We start from the raw sequence: 16,149 nt of genomic DNA, 5'->3' as shown, positions 1-16,149 counted from the left end.
GCCGTCGTGCTTTTAATGCACGACGGCGGGCTGCCGCGACTACATCAGATGGCCGGTTGATGCTGCGTGATGCAGTGGATCCCGCCGCCCCGGGCGAAAATCGCGCGGGCGTCCACGGTGACTACCTTCCGTCCCGGATAGGCCTGCTCGAGGATCCTCCGGGCTTCGGCGTCGGCGGGGTCATCGAAGCTGCAGGCGATCACGCCACCGTTGACCACAAGATGGTTGATGTAGCTGTAGTCCACCCAATCGAGCTCGTCGCGCAGCGTGTCAGGGGCGGGTACCTCCACGATGTCCCACGCACGTCCCTGCGCGTCCCGGGTCCGGGCGAGCATCGCGATGATGTCCGCCGTGACCTCGAAGTCCGGGTGGGCAGGGTTGCGCTGGGAATGGACCAGTAGAACGCCCGGTGACGGGATGGCAGCGACGATGTCCACGTGCCCTCGCGTTCCCAGGTCCTGCCCGTCACGGGTCAGTCCCCGCGGCAACCAAATGACGTGCGTGGCGCCGATGGTTCGGGCCAGCTCGGCTTCGACGTCGGCCTTGCTCAGCTCAGGGTTCCGGAACTTGTCCAGTTGCACGGTCTCGGTGACCAACACCGTTCCCAGACCATCCACCTGGATCCCGCCGCCCTCGTTGACCAACGGGCTCTGGATCAGCTCGGCCCCGGCCTGGTGCACCACCTTCTCACCGACGTGCGAGTCCTTGTCCCAACTGGCCCAGTCCTGCTGGCCCCACCCGTTGAAGACCCAGTCCACCCCGCCCAGCCTGCCGTCGTCGCCGATCACGAAGGTGGGCCCGATGTCCCGCATCCACGCATCATCGAGGGGCGCTTCCACCAGATCAATCTCCGGCGAGAGGTAAGTCCGCGCGATCTCCACATCCGGCGGGTCCACCACCATGGTGACGGGCTCGAATTCCAGCACGGCGTGTGCCACCGCTGCCCACGCCGTGCGGGCCTCGTGGGTTTCCTCGGCAGTATTTCCTATCGAAGAACGCTCCGGCGGGAACGCGATCCAGACCCGTTCCTGGCGGGCCGTCTCGCTCGGCATCATCCAATTCATGACCGGCCCACGGTCTGAGCAGCGGACGTGGCGCCGTGCGGGTGCTCGAAGTCGACATCACGGGTGAGCTCGGCGTACGTGTCGGGACGACGGGTGGTCAGGAACGGGAACAGATCCAGCCAGTCCTTGCGCTGGTCCAAGTCGAGGTCGGCCACCAAAACGGCTTCCCGGTCCCGCGGTGCCTGGACCAGGACGCGGCCGTAGGGATCGGAGATGAACGAGGAGCCGTAGAAGGTAATGTCGCCCTCGTCGCCGGTCCGGTTGGGGACCACCATGAACGTGCCGTTCGTGATGCCGTGGCCGGTGATGACATGCTGCCACAGCGGCTGGTGGTCGAACTCAGGGAAGGTGGGCTCAGAGCCGATCGCGGTGGGGTAGACCAGGATTTCAGCGCCGCCCAGTGAATACAGCCGCGCGACCTCCGGGAACCATTCGTCCCAGCAGGTGGGGAGTCCGACGGCGGCATGGTCCAGTTCCGCTGGACGGTACACAGGGTAGGCATCTTCGGCAGGGCCGGCCCGGAAATAGGTGTCCTCGTAGTAGCCCGCGCTGACGGGGATGTGGGTCTTGCGGGTCCTTGCCAGCAGCTCGCCCTGGGGTGAGACGAGGATGGCTGTGTTGAACCCCAGGCCATCGCTTGCGTCTGCACGTTCGTAGAGGGATGCGTGGACTGTAACGCCATGCGTGCGGGCCGCGTTGGCGGCGAACTCGAAGGTGGGGCCGGTGAGCAGGTCTTCGGCATTGCGGCCGGGGTTCTTGTCGGCCCTAACGTTTGCCGGGTATTTCGAGAGGGTGAGTTCCGGCAGGAAGACGGCGGCAGCACCGGCGTCGGACGTTTGGCCGATCGCCTGGGTGAGCACCGAGGTGAGTTCGGCGGGGTCTTCCCGCCAGTGGTGCTGGACCAGGGCCACGCGGAGCGGCTTGCGGGTGGTTTCCTGGCTCCGAGCGAAGGATACGGGCGGTTCGGTGTTGACGATGATGTCCATTGTGGTGCGTCCTAACGGGACCCTAGGGGTCCTTGCATGATGGTTCGATTCCGGCGGAATCGCGTCGTTTGATGTGTGGAATGTTCATTTGCCCAGCCCCTGTGTTGCGGTTTGCTGGGGGCTCGCGGGGCGTGGTGCGGTGAGTGAGTCAATTGCGGTGGTCAGCAGCGAACGCGCGTGCTCGGTGGTGATGAATCCGTTGAGCCAGCGGCCGGAGATGCCCTCGACCAGGCTGGTGAGGATCTCCGCGGTCACTGCGGCTTCTTCCTCGCTGGTGCCTTCGTTGGCAGCGGCGAGAGCCTGTGCGATCTCGCGGTTCCACTCCGTAGTGGTCCGGGACAGCGGCTCTGCCAGTTCCTGTTCGAAGATGGTGCAGGCCCTGAGCTCGTTCCAGGCCACCGAATTCCTGCGGACGTCGGCGTCGTCCTTGATTTCGTCAAGGAGGAGGTGCCGCACGTGGCGGGAAGGATCCACGCTGTTGGGGGAGGAGGGGTCGTCCTTGCTGACCTGCTTGTTGATGTGTTCCAGCGTTGCGGCAAGCAGGCCGGCCCGGTCAGTGAAGTGGTAGTACAGCAGGCCCGGTGAAACTCCGGCCTCTGCAGCAACATCGTTGACTCGCATTCCCCGCACGCCGCTCCGGGCGATGCACGTGGTGGCGGCGTTGAGGATCCTGACTAATTTTTCACTCATGGTTTGACAGTAATACGTGCTCACCTCCTGCCTGTGCGGACTCGGTGCTGAGGGCAGTTTCCGGCCAGATCCACTCGGCGATCAGGTAGCCGGCGCCGCCTATCAGCGTGGACCCGATGAAGCTGAGGTCGATGCCCCCGGCGAGCTGCGAGAGGGGCCCGGTGTACAGGGACGTGTCTGTTGCCAGCAGGCCGAACACTGATCCGATGGCCCACGGGATGACGGCCCGCAGATTCCAGCCGTTGCTGAACCAGTACCGGCCACGCGGGCCGTTGGCGCGGAAAAGCTGCAGATCTTTGGCGTGGTACTTGCCGCGGCGGACCAGCAGGAAGCCCAGGACGTTGATGGCCACCCACGGCCCGGCGAATCCGTTGAGCACCAGCGTCATGGCGGTGATGGAGTCCACCGCGTTGAAGACGAACACCCCCAGGTAGAGCAGTCCGACGGCGATGACCGACGTGATGAGGGTGGTGTGGATGCGGCGGAGGCGGGGGAAGAGGGCTTCGAGGTCCAAGCCGCTGGCGTACAGGTTGAGCACACCCTGGCCGAGGCCGCCCGCCAACGCGATGATGAGGATCGGCAACAGGTACCAAGCCGGGGCCGAGCGCACGAGGTCCGCGACGTAGGAACCACCAAGCTCGGGGATGGCCGACGCCGTGAAAGCGCCGAACAGCGCTGTGACAAACAGGCCAAGGAAGACGCCGAGGCAGGTTGCGGCGACGACGGAACGGTCCGAGTGGTCCTTGCGGGAGATCCGCCGGCTGTAGTCGCCCAGCGTTGGGGCATAGGACAACGGCCCTCCCACGGAAATGACGGCGGACAGGATCCAGGTGGGCCAGAAGTCGCCCAGGAGGAACTCCGCGTGCACGTTCGTGGGGCTGAAGGTCGGAGCAAAAGCGACGACGCCGATGAGCAGCAGAATGCCGACGACGGGCGCCACAAATTTCTGCATGGCCACGACTGTGCCGTGGCCGAAGAGGGCTACGAGGACGATCTCCAGGGAGATCACTGCGTAGCCGATTGCCAGGGTGGTGCCGTCGATGGGTATTCCCAACAGCCGCTCGGCGGCAGCTACCAGGGCGTCCCCGGAAGTCCATACGGCGATGGCGGCGTAGGCGAGGGCGAACAACAGGGTGAGCCCGGAACCTATCAAGCGACCACGTGTACCGAAGTGCGCGGCGCTTGAAACGGTGTTGTTGGTGCCGGTCCGTGGTCCCAGCAGGGCCATGGGGGCGATGAGGGCTGTGCCCGCTACCAGTCCTGTGAGGCTGGCCGTTGCGGCGCCGACGAAGTCGAGGCCGAAGGTGATGGGAAGCCAGCCGAAAACGATGACTGAAAAAGCGAAGTTGCCGCCGAAGAAAACCGTGAAGAGATTCCGGGGGCGGGAGGTGCGTTGGTCGTCGGGAATGTACTCGATGCCGGCCGACTCAATGCGGCCAAAGCGGTCCTTGTGCGCGGATGCTGCACCGGCGGAATCCGCGTCTTTGCGAATGCGCGTGCTGATCATTGCAAGCCTTTCGTGAGCTGCATCACTCGATGCGATGGTGACAACTGTAATCCTGACTGAATTTTCAGTCAAGGTGGCACGGGTCGCTCCGACTGTCGGATGATGGGGCTATCTAGACTGCTTCCGTGCGTGGCAAAGGGCCAGGATGGGCAGCGCGTCAGCCGTGGAATGGGGAGGTTGGCGGGCCTGGGCGGCTATCGCACTCCTGGCGGCAAGCTCTGGCCGTGCCCAGCCATGAATCCGAAATCAATTCCGCCGTCGTCCGGTTTCGACTCGCGCTCCAGCTTCCGGACCTCGCTGGGCGTGAAGTAGCTTTTCGCGATTCCGCTTTCCGTTTCGAACGTGAAGGATCCGAAGATCGTCGGGTCAGCGCGGTGCCTCAGGAGGAGGGTGGTGTCCGCGCCTTTCACTTCCATGGCCATCGGATGATAGTTGTCCATGTCCCGGCCCCAGATGGGAAGGGATAGCGGGAAAGCCAACTGAACGGACTCAGGAAAAGAGCGTGGGATTTGCTCTATCGACATGACCCGCTGGCCCGCGTCAGTATCAAGAGTCAGCGTCCTCGGATCGAAGCTTTGGGTGCTTCCGTCCGACAACCGTGTGGCAGACCAGGTGAAACCTCTGGGGTTCGCCGAGATGGCGTACCGCTCAACGTGCCCACCGCCCTGGCAGAGGGACAGTGCCTCATAGGAAGTGCCGGCACCGCCGTTCATGGCCTTGCCGATGGCGATCGCCAGCTGTTCAGGGGAAGTGTCCACGCCTCATCCTTGCATGGGTGAGGCTGGCGCCTCAGGAGGGTTCGCCGTCGTTGTTCGCCAGGAGGAACTTCCGCAGGAGGTTCGCCAGCTGTTCGCGTTCGGTTTTGGAAAGGCCGTCGAGCATCTTCTGCTGGTTCTCCACGTGATGCTCCACCACTTCGTCGACCAGGGCGAGTCCCTCAGGCGTGAGGCTGACCAGTAGTTGGCGGCGGTTGTCGGGGTTGGTTTCGCGGTGAATCAGGCCGCGGTTTACCAGGCGGTCGACGCGGTTGGTCATGGCTGCGGAACCGATCATGGTCAGACTGGCGAGCCGGCCAGGGGTCAGGGGAGCCTCAGCTGCGGAGCGCCGCAGGGTTGCCAGGACATCGAACTCCCAAGGCTCCAAGCCGAACTGATTCATGAACTTCTGGATATCGAGCGATGCGAGGCGACTTGCCCTGCTCAGCCTGCCAAGGACGCCCATGGAGCTCACGTCCAGATCGGGCCGTTCCCTGTTCCATTGGTCAAGAATCGTGTCTACCGCGTCGCGTTTCATCGCCCTCCCATGCTTGACCTCAAACAGTACAACACCTACATTGTCATATAACAAATAGTTCGACATCGAAATGTATGGAAGTGAACAATGGCTAAAGCGTCTCCTCGCGACCTGCTCATCACCGCGCTTGCGCCAATGGTCTGGGGCTCCACCTATCTGGTGACCACGCAGTTCCTCCCCGCCGACCGGCCACTCCTGGCCGCAACCGTGCGGGCACTGCCGGCGGGCATCGTGCTTATGCTCGTCACCCGCACCTGGCCGCGGGGGAGTTGGTGGTTCAAGGCGGCAGCCCTGGGCGCCCTCAACATCGGTCTGTTCTTCTTCCTCCTGTTCTTCACGGCCTACCAACTGCCTGGTGGGGTGGCGGCGTTGGTTGGGTCGATTCAGCCGCTGTTCGTGCTGCTCTTGGGAGTGCCTCTGCTGGGGGAGCGGATCCGTATTGCGCACATCGTGGCGTGTGCTGTTGGCGCCGCCGGTGTCGGCTTGCTGGTCCTGCGGTCGGACGCGACGCTGACCGTCGTCGGTGTCCTCGCCGGGATGGCGGGCGCGCTGAGCATGGCGGCCGGCATTGTTCTCACCAAACGCTGGGGGAGGCCCGACGGCGTGGGGCTGCTTGGGTTTACCGGCCTTCAGTTGGCGATGGGCGGGGCGATGCTCCTGCCGGTGACGCTGGTGGTTGAAGGACTTCCGACGTCGGTTTCCTTGCCTAATGTTGCGGGCTTTGCCTACCTTAGCGTTATCGGCGCCTTGGTCGCTTACGCGGTGTGGTTTCGGGGGATCCAGCGACTGCCGACGATGGTGGTCTCGTTCCTGGGATTCCTGAGCCCGCTGGTCGCGACGGTGCTGGGGTTCGTGTTCCTTGGGGAGGCGTTGTCCCGGTGGCAGTTGGCGGGCGCGTTGTTGGTGCTGGCATCGGTGTATCTGGTGCAGCGGGCCGCGGCTGGTGCGGGTCGGCGGCAGCTGGTGAAGGAGGAAGCGCTCAGCTGACGCTGATACTTGTCCCGCGGGTGTCGTGGGAGGACGATCAACGTAGCTGCATCGCTACCTGTGCGGTGCGGAGCTGCGTTGTGGCGGCCATGAGCCGTATCCAGGAACCAGCGCTCATCGGCTCGTCGCAAGCCGGGGTCAGTGCTGGCTCCGAGGTCTGACATTCCGTCAAGGTTGGTGTGTCGATGAGCCGCCGGGGCTGGCTGATTCGGTTGACTGCACTTCTGGTTGCGACGGTTCTGGCGGGGTGCACATCGCCGGGCCCGTCGCCGTCGCCGTCGCCCTCAACCTCGTCGCCGTCGTTCGGTGACGCCGAGGCGATCGCCTCGCTGGAGTACGCGATGAAGGCCTTCATGGCCCAGGATGCTGTGGCCGTCCTGGCGCAGGTGCGCTGGCCGGGCGGTGAATGGTCGAAGGCCTACGGTGTCCGCGACCTTGACACCAGGCAGCCAGCCCAGCGGCAGGACCGGGTCCCGGTTTCCAGTGTTACCAAGACCATGACGGCGGTCTCTGTCCTGAAGCTTGTTGACGATGGATTGATCAGTCTTGATGCCCCTATCAACGGGCTGTTGGAGGGTTTCGGGGTTGGTCTCAAGCCTCCTGTCCCGATCACTTTGCGGCAACTGCTCTCCGACACGTCGGGAATGCCTTCCTATGGAGACCTGATGTTCCGGGGCGTGGATGACTTTGTATCCGGTTCCAACCAGGAGCTGACTGCGCTTGAAGCTTTGAGGCTGGCGGGCACGTTGCCTTGGGAATCGCGGACTGTCGGGCTGTTCCAGTACTCGGACTCGAACAACCTGGCGCTGGGGCTGATTCTGGAAAGGTTCCGTGGAAAGACGTACCCGCAGATACTTCGCGATGACATCATCAACCCCCTGGGGCTGAGCCACACTTCCGTCGACAAGGAGGTATCGGACGCGCCTGACTTGCTCAAGGGCTACGTCAGCATTGAGGGTAAACGTGTCACCGGCGACACCGCTTTGGAACGGCTCGGTTCCCCTATGCCCGGCGTGGTCTCGACAATGTCCGACATCAATGACTTTATGGCTGCCCTGTTTGGTGGTCGGCTCATCTCCGCCGGCGCTTTGGCGGAGATGAAGAAGGCTGTCATCGGCTCCTTCGCGCTCGGGGTCTACAAGTGGTCCCCGGACTGCAGTGGCGCACCGCGGTTCTTCGCCAAGGGCGGTTTCCTCGACTTCCGGACCATCGCACTCAGTTCCAGCGATGGGCGGTACGAAGCAACCATGACGGTTTCCCCAGCTCCTGAGCCATCGCCACGTCAGAGCCCTGGCACGCTGTACGAACGTGACCTGATGAGCAGCCAAATACTGTCGGCGCTGATGGAGGTGCAGGATCGGTTGTGTGGGTAGGGGTGAAGATGGGTGGTGAGCTAGGCCGACGGTGCTCGGAGTCGCTCGAGCCAGGCGCCCTCTGGGGACGCCCGGCCTCTGGATGGGGCCGTTGTTAGAGATATTTTCGGTAGGGAATGGCCAGTCAGAATGCCGGACAATTGCGATTGGTCCGCACAAACCGCAGCGGACAGCACCTTTCGGCCGTGCGGTAACCGCGATATGCCCGCCAGAACTAGACCCCGCGACCCGTGTCCCGACGTGCCGTGGTGGCACGTGCAGACTTTGCCGCCGAAAACTGCTCTTGATAAGCAAGGTGTTCGTAGTTTAACCCGTGTGACTCTGCCACCCTGAGCTTTCCTGTCGCAATCCCAAGATTCATGACCGTGCCGTCTGGCTGAACCGTCAGAGCATGTCCGTCAAAGAGAGCATGACAGTTGGGACAGAGGCAAAGGATGTTTTCCAAGGTGTCCGGCCCGTTATGAGGGATCCCTAGCGGGCGGATATGTGCCCCCTGGGAATATGGTCCCGCAGCTGTGACAAGCCTTGTGCTGCACATCTGGCAGGTGTTGTCGTATAAGCGTTTCACCGACTCAGCTACGCCGTAGTCGCGGATGATTTGATTTACGTGCATGCTGCGGCGAGCCGGCGCCACGTCTTCTCCTCGGACGAGTGACATGGCAACCTCGGACGGGATGAGACTCTCGCCAGCAACTGCCCGGAGTTGATAGATGAGTACTTTCCATCCGTCTCGCGTACCCCAGCCCCAGCTGGTGACGGTGAACAGCCCCAGGTATATGTACTCCTGGCTGGACTTTCTGCGTGTGAGCACAGACTCTTTGACCAGGACCCGTACAGGCCTGCCGAGTTTGTAATTCTCGACGAGGCCAAGGTTGCCCATTTCCAGCTTCTGATCCGCTATGTGCCGGCCCGTGTTAGCGTCCCGGCCACCAAAGCCGGTGTAAGTAATCAGGTCGCCCTGCACCGCGTCATCGGAGTATCCGTCGGAAAGGCAGATGGATTGTGTTCCGCTTGCCTGACCAGCGATGCCTGCCTGCGTCGTCCTGTGAACGCCGGCGTCGTAGGCTTCGCGCCGGTCCCTGAACGCCGTCCCAGGGGGACAATCCGGGATGTCCCCATAAACCCGCGCCGGTGTGTCTCCGGTCTTTGAGACGAGCTCGATCCCGAACTGTCTCAATGCTCTGCGAGTCTGCTCTCCACCCGAAAATAGGCGGACAGACAAAGGTCCTCGCTCGGGATGCTGGATCCCGTACGCAACGGCCAGGAGCGGTTTGGAGTCAATCAGGGTGCCGTCAGCTTCAGCGAAGTAGCGCACAGACGGTTGTTGACCGTGCTTTGCAAGGAAAGCCTCCCGCCCCAGAGCCCTGAACTCATCGATTGCTTTCGAAATTGCTGATGGATCGGTCAGCTCCGACAATGCCCCCACAATTAGCCCCAATGTTGTTGTCCCTTTTGTCGCCGGCTACGGCCTGAGAACGCGAAGCGGCGGATCGTCTGAGTACTGGCGCAGGCGCCGACGATCTAGTGTCCAAAATATACGAAGATCCGCGTCACGAAACGACTCTTCCTCCCACTTATATTGGGGATCTATGTCTCGGGTTACGGAGAAGCGCGGTGACAAGTGCGGTTAGGGCGGGGCTTTGACTCACGTGTTTGGAAGAGGCCAGGATTTGGCGTCGAAGATTTGCGTCGCCATCATTCGGTTTTCGGCATGACGGCGCTCTGGGTCGACCCCGTTCTGTGGATGGGTACCTAGCCCGTCACATATTGACTGTGACCCGGCTCACCGTAACAATAAATGAACGCTATTCATTTCCAGTTCATATGGCCTGCGATCTCCATCCATATCTCGCCAGCCACCCCCAGCACTTCAGGATCTCGGCCACCCCGTAGATCCGGTCGCTGCTACGAAGTTCTGCAGCGCCGCAGCTTCTAAGCACATCAGCATCACGACCGAGGACCCAAAATGACCCCGACATCTAATACAGACACACCAGCAGGCGAGAAGCCTGTGGGGCCGGCATCCAACCAGCCAACCGCGCAAGGTTGGCGCCGCGTCCTTGGCGTTCCGTCGCTGGTCCTGCTGGGCTTGGTTTACATGGTGCCGCTGACCATCTTCAGTACCTACGGCATCGTCGTCGAGCTGACCGGAGGGCGCCTTTCCGCAGCGTACGCCGTGACGTTGGTAGTCATGCTGTTCACTGCCCGCTCCTATGGCCGGATGTCACAAGCATTCCCGTTCGGGGGATCCGCGTACACATACGCAACCCGATCCTTCGGAGCCGGACTGGGCTTCATGGCCGGCTGGTCCCTCCTCCTCGATTATCTGTTGCTACCGATGATCAACTACCTGCTCATCGGCATCTACATGGAAGCCGCCTTCCCGGCCATCCCCGCCTGGGTGTTCATGATCGTCTCCATCGCGGCGGTGACAGTTCTAAACATCCTTGGCATTACGGCGATCGCCAAGGCAAACTTCGTTGTCGTCGGACTGCAAGGGCTGTTCATAGTGCTGTTCGTCGCCCTGGGGCTCTCGTCCATCACAGGCGCGGGCACCGTCGACTTGTTGGCGCCCTTCACCGGCGTCGACGGCGCCGACGGTCTCTCGCCGATCTTCGCCGGCTCCGCCATCCTCTGCCTCTCCTACCTGGGGTTCGACGCCGTCTCGACGTTCGCCGAAGAGACCAAGGACCCGAAGCGAAACCTGCCCCGCGCCATCATGATCACCACGGTTCTCGCTGGCGCGATCTTCCTGGGACTCGCGTACATCAGCCACCTCGTTCTCCCGGTCAGCACCTTTAACGACGTCGACGCTGCCGCGATCGAAGTGATTGGCGCAGCCGGTGGCAACCTGTTGGTCGCCTTCTTCACTGCTGCCTACATCGCAGGCAGCCTCGGGTCGGCCCTGACGTCCCAAGCATCGGTCTCGCGCATCATCCACTCCATGGGTCGCAGCGGCGTCTTCCCAGCAGCCCTGGGCAAGCTGCACGAACGATTTCGCACGCCCGTGCTGCCAATCCTTTTGACCTCCGCCGTTTCGCTTCTGGCCTTCGTTTTGGACCTTCTGACCATTTCATCGCTCATCAGCTTCGGCGCGCTGGTTGCGTTCTCCGTGGTGAACCTCGCGGTGATCAAGCACTACTTCATTGATGAGAAGGCCCGCGGAGCCAGGGGAGTCGTTCACAACCTGGTGCTGCCCGCTATTGGGTTCGCGCTGACGGTCTGGTTGTGGACGAGCTTGAGCGGGTTGTCGATCGGCTTCGGCCTCGCCTGGGCTGCAGTTGGCTTGGCCTGGCTCGCCTACTTGACCCGCGGGTTCCGTCGACCGGCACCTCAGTTGGACCTGAAGGAAGCCTAGAAAGTCGTTGCCTCCCGCAGATAACGTTAGGCTTCTTGGACGACATCGTTGGGGGGAACGATCTTGAAAATGACTACTACGCGCAAGATCCGCGTGCTGAATATTGCAACTTCAGTCCTGCTGATAGCTGTTGTGACTCTGCAATTCACCAAAGTGATCGACGGGTTTTGGAGCACCGCGCTCCTGGTGGTCATCGCTGTCGTAACGACAGTTGCTTGGGGACTTCTTGAGCGGCGCCAGGCCGCGGAGAAAATGCGAGGCGGGGCTTAGGCCACCGACCCTCCAGCGTTCGTCGCTACGAGGGAGGCTTGCGGCCGATGTGAATGCCTCTGCCTGAAAAGTGCGTCCAAAATGTGTCGGGATCCACGTGCACACTCCGGCCCTCTTTCGGATCTTGGCTGGATGGCCGATGCACAATTACGTCACCGGACTCCGAGAAGCCGGCAACCACAGCGAGGTGTCCAGCGGGGCCTTCGTCGTCAAAGGAACTAGCAATCGAGACAATCAGAAGGCCGGGGGCCGTCGCTGCCATCCACAGGTCGTCAGGCCGCGGAATGTTCAGAAGTTGGGCCGTGAACCCGCGGGCTCGGGCATGACGTGCCAAGCCCAGATGACTCCACCCGCTGGCTTCCGAGTAAGCGCCGATTCGGAGGAGCTCCTCGGTCAGGGCAGCGGGCAACAATTTGTCGGTCGGGGCGAGGTAGCCGTAGGCCATGCGCAAGCACGCTACACCGCATGAACGCGTGTCCCAGAACCGGGCCACTTCCTGAGACGGGTATCCAAGAGCCTCCCAGTTGTGGCTTGCAAAGGAGCCATAGAACGGAACAAGCGACTTCATGCGCGCCTCCCACCTGTTGTGTGTCCGCTATTCCTGGGCTTATCTTTGCGTCCGAACCCAGCTATTCCCTCCACGTCTTAGGTGGCCGTCACCCGAGGTTCGTGACGCGCCGGCTGTTGTGCCGCCGTCGTTCTTCTCCGTTAACCCATTGCCTGACAGTCCCACCTGTGGAACCCTCGACTTGATCCTGTCGCCGGGGTGTCGACGGGCAGCTCGGAAGGAACCCGCGCATGGGACGCATCCATATTGACCTGTTCACCACACTCGACGGCGTCGCTCAGGCACCTGGAGGGCCGGAAGAAGATCCAACCGACGACTTCGCCTTTGGGGGCTGGCAGGCTCCACTTATTGACGAGGTTGTTGGCGAGCAAATCGATTCCGGTATGGAGGGGATGGACGCGCTGCTCCTTGGACGACGGACCTACGACATCTTTGCCGCGTACTGGCCCCACCAAGGTGGTGAAATCGCCGAGCTGTTCAACCGCCTTCCGAAGTACGTTGCCTCGCGGCAGTCGCCAACGCTTGAGTGGGCGGGGTCCAGTTGGCTCGGCGCCGACACGGTGGCGTCTTTGGGGGAGCTGCGCGAGAAGCACCAGAACATTCACGTCATCGGCAGCCTCGATTTCGTTCAGACTCTTTTGGCTGAGCGCCTGTTTGATCGGCTCAACCTCTGGGTTTATCCGATCCTTCTGGGCCGCGGGAAGAAGGTGTTCGCCGATGGGGTGGTGCCAACGAACCTTCGGCTTATCGAGCCCGTGGTGGCCTCACCGAAGGGCGCAGTGATGCAACGCTACGCATTGGTTGAGGGGACGCCGGCGGTGGGCAACATGGCGGAGATCGATGAGGCGTAAGGGCTGGGGTTGGAATGCGGGCGCGGATGGGGTGAAGCCCCTCAACAGCTGGGTCAAGGTACGAGTTAGACCCGCGGGCTTCTAGGATGGTGTGACGGCCACGGACTGAAGGGGGACCATGTCGCTTGGATTCGTGTTCATGGCGATTGGCTTGGTGTGGCTGCCGTTCAGGAAGTGGATTGCCCGCCGGCAGTACTTCATCTCATCAGAGATGCTCGGACGGAAGATGGCAGCCTCTGAATCAGACTCGATTGAAGCAGACCCGGAGCTGTATGAGGAACGGGTTCGGGGCTTCGAGATGCTCGGTGTTTTCTTCTGTGCAGTCCTCTTCGTCGGTGGCTTAGTGATTGTGGTGCTGACCCTAATCTTCAGGCCACCGTGGGCCGGAGCGTAGATGGGCGACCCGTTCCTCGCCGTCGTTGGAGGCTTCCTGATACTCAGTGGGCTGGTTCTGTACCTGATGCGCGACTTGATGGCACGTGCCGGTGTGGACGGTTGGTCGTGGCTGCCTGAGAGTGCACCGTTCAAGACGTATGAATATCAGCTCGCCCTCTCAAAGGTGGCAGCCGCTATTCCGGCCGTCGCCGGGCTGGTCTTCATAGGGATCTTCCTATGGCCGAGGTAGAGCCGGGCGGCTCATCGACGGGGAAGAGGGCCGCGTTAACAGCACGCCGTCAGTCCGCAGCAACCCGCCTTGCCACGTACTCCGCGTCCAGCCCTACGCCCCCAACAATCGACGAGTAGTGCCGGGTCAGCCACGGCAACCCGACCACATACAGCCCGGGAATCTCCGTGACACCCCGCGAGTGCTTCGGGTAGCCCCACTCATCCACCAGCGGCAGGTCCACGAACCCAAAATCCAGCTTGTATCCGGATGCCCACAGGACTGAGGTAATGCCCGCCTCGGCCAGGCCCACTCGCGAAGGCTCCGCAGGCAGCCAGTCATCGGCCGCCTCAGCCGCCTGCGTCGGCGCATCAATCCCCGCCGCCGCAATGTACGCATCAATGGCCTTGCCCGTCCGCTGTCCGAACGCGGCCTCAACTGCTGCGAGGCGTTCGGGGAGGTCGTCGCTGAAGGTGATGGCGCCGTCGTCGACTGCTTCAAAGTGACCGTGCAGGTGCATGCCACGGCGGCCGAGTTCGCGGAGATGGATGCTGTGGCCGCCGTCGGTGCCGGAGAGCAGGGGATTGGGTGCAAACCGCAGCGCGGGGGAGGGCAGGGCTTCGCGGGTGAGCGCGTGAATGCCGTAGTCGGGTCCGTGTTTGCCGGTTTCAAGCATCCAGTAGATGAGGTCCTGGCCGCGGTATCGGCGCGGAGCTTCGGGGACGACGGAGATGGCGAGGTGGACGTCGCGGCCGGCGTCGTGGAGCTCCTCGGCGATCTGCCCGCCCGACTGCCCAGTCCCCACGATCAACACCGCGCCTTCGGGCAGCTGCTCAGGATTGCGGTAGTCGTGTGTGTGCAGCTGGGTGACGCCCGCCGGGAGCCTGGCGGCTGGAACCTTGGGTACTTGATACGCGCCCGTCGCCAGAACCACCTTCCCGGCCCGTAAGCTCCCCAGCGACGTCTCCAGCAGGAACCCGCCCTCCGGTGCGGCGGACAGCCTTGTCACGTCCACGCCGGTATGAACGGGCGCGGCAATCAGCTCGGCATACCGCCTGAAAAGGTTCACCGCGGCGTCGCGGGGGATGAACGCGTCCCGGTCACCGCCGTCGAACGGCATCCCCGGAAGGTCCAGCGAAAGGTTGGGCGTATTCATATAGAAGCCGTCCCAGCGATCCTGAAAGGCACCGCCCAAGGTCTCCCGACGCTCCAGCACCTGATGCTCCACGCCCAGCTGCGACAGCCAGTAACTCGTTGCGAGGCCGGCTTGGCCTGCGCCGATAACCACCGTGTCCGGGGTGCGTCCCATGAGGTGGACTTTACGCCTGGGGGCAGCACGCGAACAGGGGATCGTGGACCCTAAATCTGCTGGCCGCGGCCCGGTTTTTCAAGCTGTTCGCGGAGCACAGCCTCCACCCCAGGAGCGATCGACGGCACCTTGCCGCCCAGCTCAAACAGGGGCAAGTAGCCCATGTGATGGGCGGCGTGGTTCGCCATGGTGAGGGGCCCGACGTCGGCCGCCGACAACGGTTCGCCGCGCAGCAGGCGCCGAGCCCCGCGCTCGCAGCCGGAGATCTGCACGATGACCTTCAGGTCAAAGTCCCTCAGCACATGACCAGTACCGAAACTCCTAAGGCCGGGCATGGACGGCAGTCCGCCCTGCGGGATTTCGGTGGTACTCAATGTGACTGGCCCCCTGACGCTCGCGGTGTTCCTGTAGGAAGAGTGCGGGGTAAGGCGTGGTCGTGACGCGGATGCCGTCATATCTTGCCGCGTCGGACCACTCATCAGAGGTGCCTTGCGACAGAAAAGGGCACTCGACAAACGGGCCATCACGACGGCGGCACGTCGCCACGCGGGGCGTGTTGCCGTCTGTCCGGGCGGCGCCATGGTGCTAGGGCGGATGCAGTGGGCATCGAACTGGTGAACTCGTGCGAGGCACCGGTGTTCGCCTGTCCATTGGAAGGGGGCCCTCACGGCAACGGTCCGTTTCGCAGCCTGGGTTCCGGCCTGCCTGCAACATCCGATGGATTAAACATTTCCCAGCACTAGCCATACGGACGAATCCCTGTAGACTTGACGGTGTTGTTGTGTTTGGCATTTGGTAGTTCAGGCAGTCCCGCGGTCCCTCCGGATCGCGACCTTCTGAAGTAACGGTGGAGAACACCCCACACCGGAGACCCGAAAGTCGGGAGCATCTCCACCTTCAGTAAGGACTGAAAAAATGGCTACAGGTACCGTGAAATGGTTCAACTCCGAAAAGGGCTTCGGCTTCATCTCTCCTGAAGATGGCAGCCAGGACGTTTTCGCTCACTACTCTGCGATCAACTCCTCGGGTTACCGCTCCCTCGAAGAGAACCAGAAGGTTTCCTTCGACGTCGAGCAGGGCCCCAAGGGTCCCCAGGCAGTAAACATCCAGGCTATCTAGTCTTCGGATAACGCAAAAAGCAGGGCCGGTCACTGACCGGCCCTGCTTTTTTGTCGCCCTGATTTGGGAAGATATGTACTAGTTTCCAAATCCTGATTCGAACACATATCCACATAGCGAATTACACCCATGTAATTCGTGCGGCCCGGGCCGTAGCGTCGATCGCAAGA

Annotated in this window: 19 protein-coding genes; 8 read left to right on the top strand and 11 right to left on the bottom strand. The window is 62.4% G+C overall.

Annotated elements, in window-relative coordinates:
• Positions 1 to 44: 44 nt before the first annotated feature.
• The 6 genes from ACFVSI_RS20390 to ACFVSI_RS20365 all read right to left on the bottom strand — a co-directional run bounded on the left by ACFVSI_RS20390 (position 45) and on the right by ACFVSI_RS20365 (position 5,540).
• The gene (locus ACFVSI_RS20390; RefSeq protein ID WP_387827791.1) at positions 45 to 1,052 is read right to left on the bottom strand and encodes an agmatine/peptidylarginine deiminase; all 1,008 of its coding nucleotides are present in this window, start codon (positions 1,050 to 1,052) and stop codon (positions 45 to 47) included.
• A gap of 8 nt (positions 1,053 to 1,060) precedes the next feature.
• Positions 1,061 to 2,050 carry a nitrilase-related carbon-nitrogen hydrolase gene (locus ACFVSI_RS20385; protein ID WP_387827788.1) on the bottom strand — a complete coding sequence of 330 codons (990 nt, stop codon included), beginning with the start codon at positions 2,048 to 2,050 and terminating at the stop codon, positions 1,061 to 1,063.
• Positions 2,051 to 2,134: 84 nt separating this feature from the next.
• A complete protein-coding gene (locus ACFVSI_RS20380) occupies positions 2,135 to 2,740 on the bottom strand; it encodes a TetR/AcrR family transcriptional regulator (RefSeq protein WP_387827785.1) in 606 nt (201 codons plus the stop codon).
• Complete coding sequence (locus ACFVSI_RS20375) at positions 2,733 to 4,247, bottom strand: purine-cytosine permease family protein (RefSeq protein WP_387827782.1); 1,515 nt, start codon at positions 4,245 to 4,247, stop codon at positions 2,733 to 2,735. The genes ACFVSI_RS20380 and ACFVSI_RS20375 overlap by 8 nt, the downstream gene beginning before the upstream one ends.
• Before the next feature lie 194 nt (positions 4,248 to 4,441).
• Positions 4,442 to 5,005: a hypothetical protein gene (locus ACFVSI_RS20370; protein WP_387827780.1), complete on the bottom strand. Its 564-nt coding sequence runs from the start codon at positions 5,003 to 5,005 to the stop codon at positions 4,442 to 4,444.
• Between the two features lie 31 nt (positions 5,006 to 5,036).
• Positions 5,037 to 5,540 carry a MarR family winged helix-turn-helix transcriptional regulator gene (locus ACFVSI_RS20365; protein WP_387827777.1) on the bottom strand — a complete coding sequence of 168 codons (504 nt, stop codon included), beginning with the start codon at positions 5,538 to 5,540 and terminating at the stop codon, positions 5,037 to 5,039.
• Between the two features lie 87 nt (positions 5,541 to 5,627).
• Here ACFVSI_RS20365 and ACFVSI_RS20360 point away from each other — a divergent pair, with 87 nt between their 5' ends.
• The gene (locus ACFVSI_RS20360) at positions 5,628 to 6,527 is read left to right on the top strand and encodes an EamA family transporter (RefSeq protein ID WP_387827774.1); all 900 of its coding nucleotides are present in this window, start codon (positions 5,628 to 5,630) and stop codon (positions 6,525 to 6,527) included.
• Between the two features lie 37 nt (positions 6,528 to 6,564).
• On the opposite strand, the gene ACFVSI_RS20355 is transcribed toward ACFVSI_RS20360, so the two are convergent.
• Positions 6,565 to 6,882 (bottom strand): hypothetical protein, encoded by a 318-nt coding sequence (locus tag ACFVSI_RS20355; protein WP_387827771.1) that lies wholly within the window; start codon positions 6,880 to 6,882, stop codon positions 6,565 to 6,567.
• On the opposite strand from ACFVSI_RS20355, the gene ACFVSI_RS20350 reads away from it, so the two are divergent.
• Entirely contained in the window at positions 6,881 to 7,900 is a 1,020-nt protein-coding gene (locus ACFVSI_RS20350) for a serine hydrolase domain-containing protein (RefSeq protein ID WP_387827769.1), read from the top strand. The genes ACFVSI_RS20355 and ACFVSI_RS20350 overlap by 2 nt on opposite strands.
• 214 nt (positions 7,901 to 8,114) lie before the next feature.
• Here ACFVSI_RS20350 and ACFVSI_RS20345 read toward each other — a convergent pair whose 3' ends face one another.
• Complete coding sequence (locus ACFVSI_RS20345) at positions 8,115 to 9,317, bottom strand: YDG/SRA domain-containing protein (protein WP_387827766.1); 1,203 nt, start codon at positions 9,315 to 9,317, stop codon at positions 8,115 to 8,117.
• A 549-nt stretch (positions 9,318 to 9,866) separates the two neighbouring features.
• Here ACFVSI_RS20345 and ACFVSI_RS20340 point away from each other — a divergent pair.
• Both ACFVSI_RS20340 and ACFVSI_RS20335 read left to right on the top strand, forming a co-directional pair.
• The gene (locus ACFVSI_RS20340) at positions 9,867 to 11,258 is read left to right on the top strand and encodes an APC family permease (RefSeq protein ID WP_387827764.1); all 1,392 of its coding nucleotides are present in this window, start codon (positions 9,867 to 9,869) and stop codon (positions 11,256 to 11,258) included.
• Between the two features lie 69 nt (positions 11,259 to 11,327).
• Complete coding sequence (locus ACFVSI_RS20335; protein WP_387827762.1) at positions 11,328 to 11,528, top strand: hypothetical protein; 201 nt, start codon at positions 11,328 to 11,330, stop codon at positions 11,526 to 11,528.
• Positions 11,529 to 11,553: 25 nt separating this feature from the next.
• On the opposite strand, the gene ACFVSI_RS20330 is transcribed toward ACFVSI_RS20335, so the two are convergent.
• The gene (locus tag ACFVSI_RS20330; RefSeq protein ID WP_387827760.1) at positions 11,554 to 12,096 is read right to left on the bottom strand and encodes a hypothetical protein; all 543 of its coding nucleotides are present in this window, start codon (positions 12,094 to 12,096) and stop codon (positions 11,554 to 11,556) included.
• A gap of 230 nt (positions 12,097 to 12,326) precedes the next feature.
• On the opposite strand from ACFVSI_RS20330, the gene ACFVSI_RS20325 reads away from it, so the two are divergent.
• The 3 genes from ACFVSI_RS20325 to ACFVSI_RS20315 all read left to right on the top strand — a co-directional run bounded on the left by ACFVSI_RS20325 (position 12,327) and on the right by ACFVSI_RS20315 (position 13,572).
• Positions 12,327 to 12,947 carry a dihydrofolate reductase family protein gene (locus tag ACFVSI_RS20325; RefSeq protein WP_387827758.1) on the top strand — a complete coding sequence of 207 codons (621 nt, stop codon included), beginning with the start codon at positions 12,327 to 12,329 and terminating at the stop codon, positions 12,945 to 12,947.
• Positions 12,948 to 13,065: 118 nt separating this feature from the next.
• Positions 13,066 to 13,341 (top strand): hypothetical protein, encoded by a 276-nt coding sequence (locus ACFVSI_RS20320; protein ID WP_387827756.1) that lies wholly within the window; start codon positions 13,066 to 13,068, stop codon positions 13,339 to 13,341.
• Positions 13,342 to 13,572, top strand: coding sequence for a hypothetical protein (locus ACFVSI_RS20315; RefSeq protein WP_387827753.1), 231 nt, complete (start codon positions 13,342 to 13,344; stop codon positions 13,570 to 13,572).
• Between the two features lie 49 nt (positions 13,573 to 13,621).
• On the opposite strand, the gene ACFVSI_RS20310 is transcribed toward ACFVSI_RS20315, so the two are convergent.
• Positions 13,622 to 14,860 (bottom strand): flavin-containing monooxygenase, encoded by a 1,239-nt coding sequence (locus ACFVSI_RS20310; protein WP_387827750.1) that lies wholly within the window; start codon positions 14,858 to 14,860, stop codon positions 13,622 to 13,624.
• A gap of 50 nt (positions 14,861 to 14,910) precedes the next feature.
• Entirely contained in the window at positions 14,911 to 15,234 is a 324-nt protein-coding gene (locus ACFVSI_RS20305; protein WP_387827747.1) for a hypothetical protein, read from the bottom strand.
• Positions 15,235 to 15,775: 541 nt separating this feature from the next.
• On the opposite strand from ACFVSI_RS20305, the gene ACFVSI_RS20300 reads away from it, so the two are divergent.
• On the top strand, positions 15,776 to 15,979 hold the full coding sequence (locus ACFVSI_RS20300) for a cold-shock protein (RefSeq protein WP_011773907.1): 204 nt from the start codon (positions 15,776 to 15,778) through the stop codon (positions 15,977 to 15,979).
• The last annotated feature ends 170 nt before the right edge of the window (positions 15,980 to 16,149 follow it).

This window comes from Paenarthrobacter sp. NPDC057981 (genome assembly GCF_042886835.1).
GTDB lineage: Bacteria > Actinomycetota > Actinomycetes > Actinomycetales > Micrococcaceae > Arthrobacter.
The sequence above is the reverse complement of the archived record's forward strand: the minus strand, read 5'-3'. Positions and strand labels throughout refer to the sequence as shown.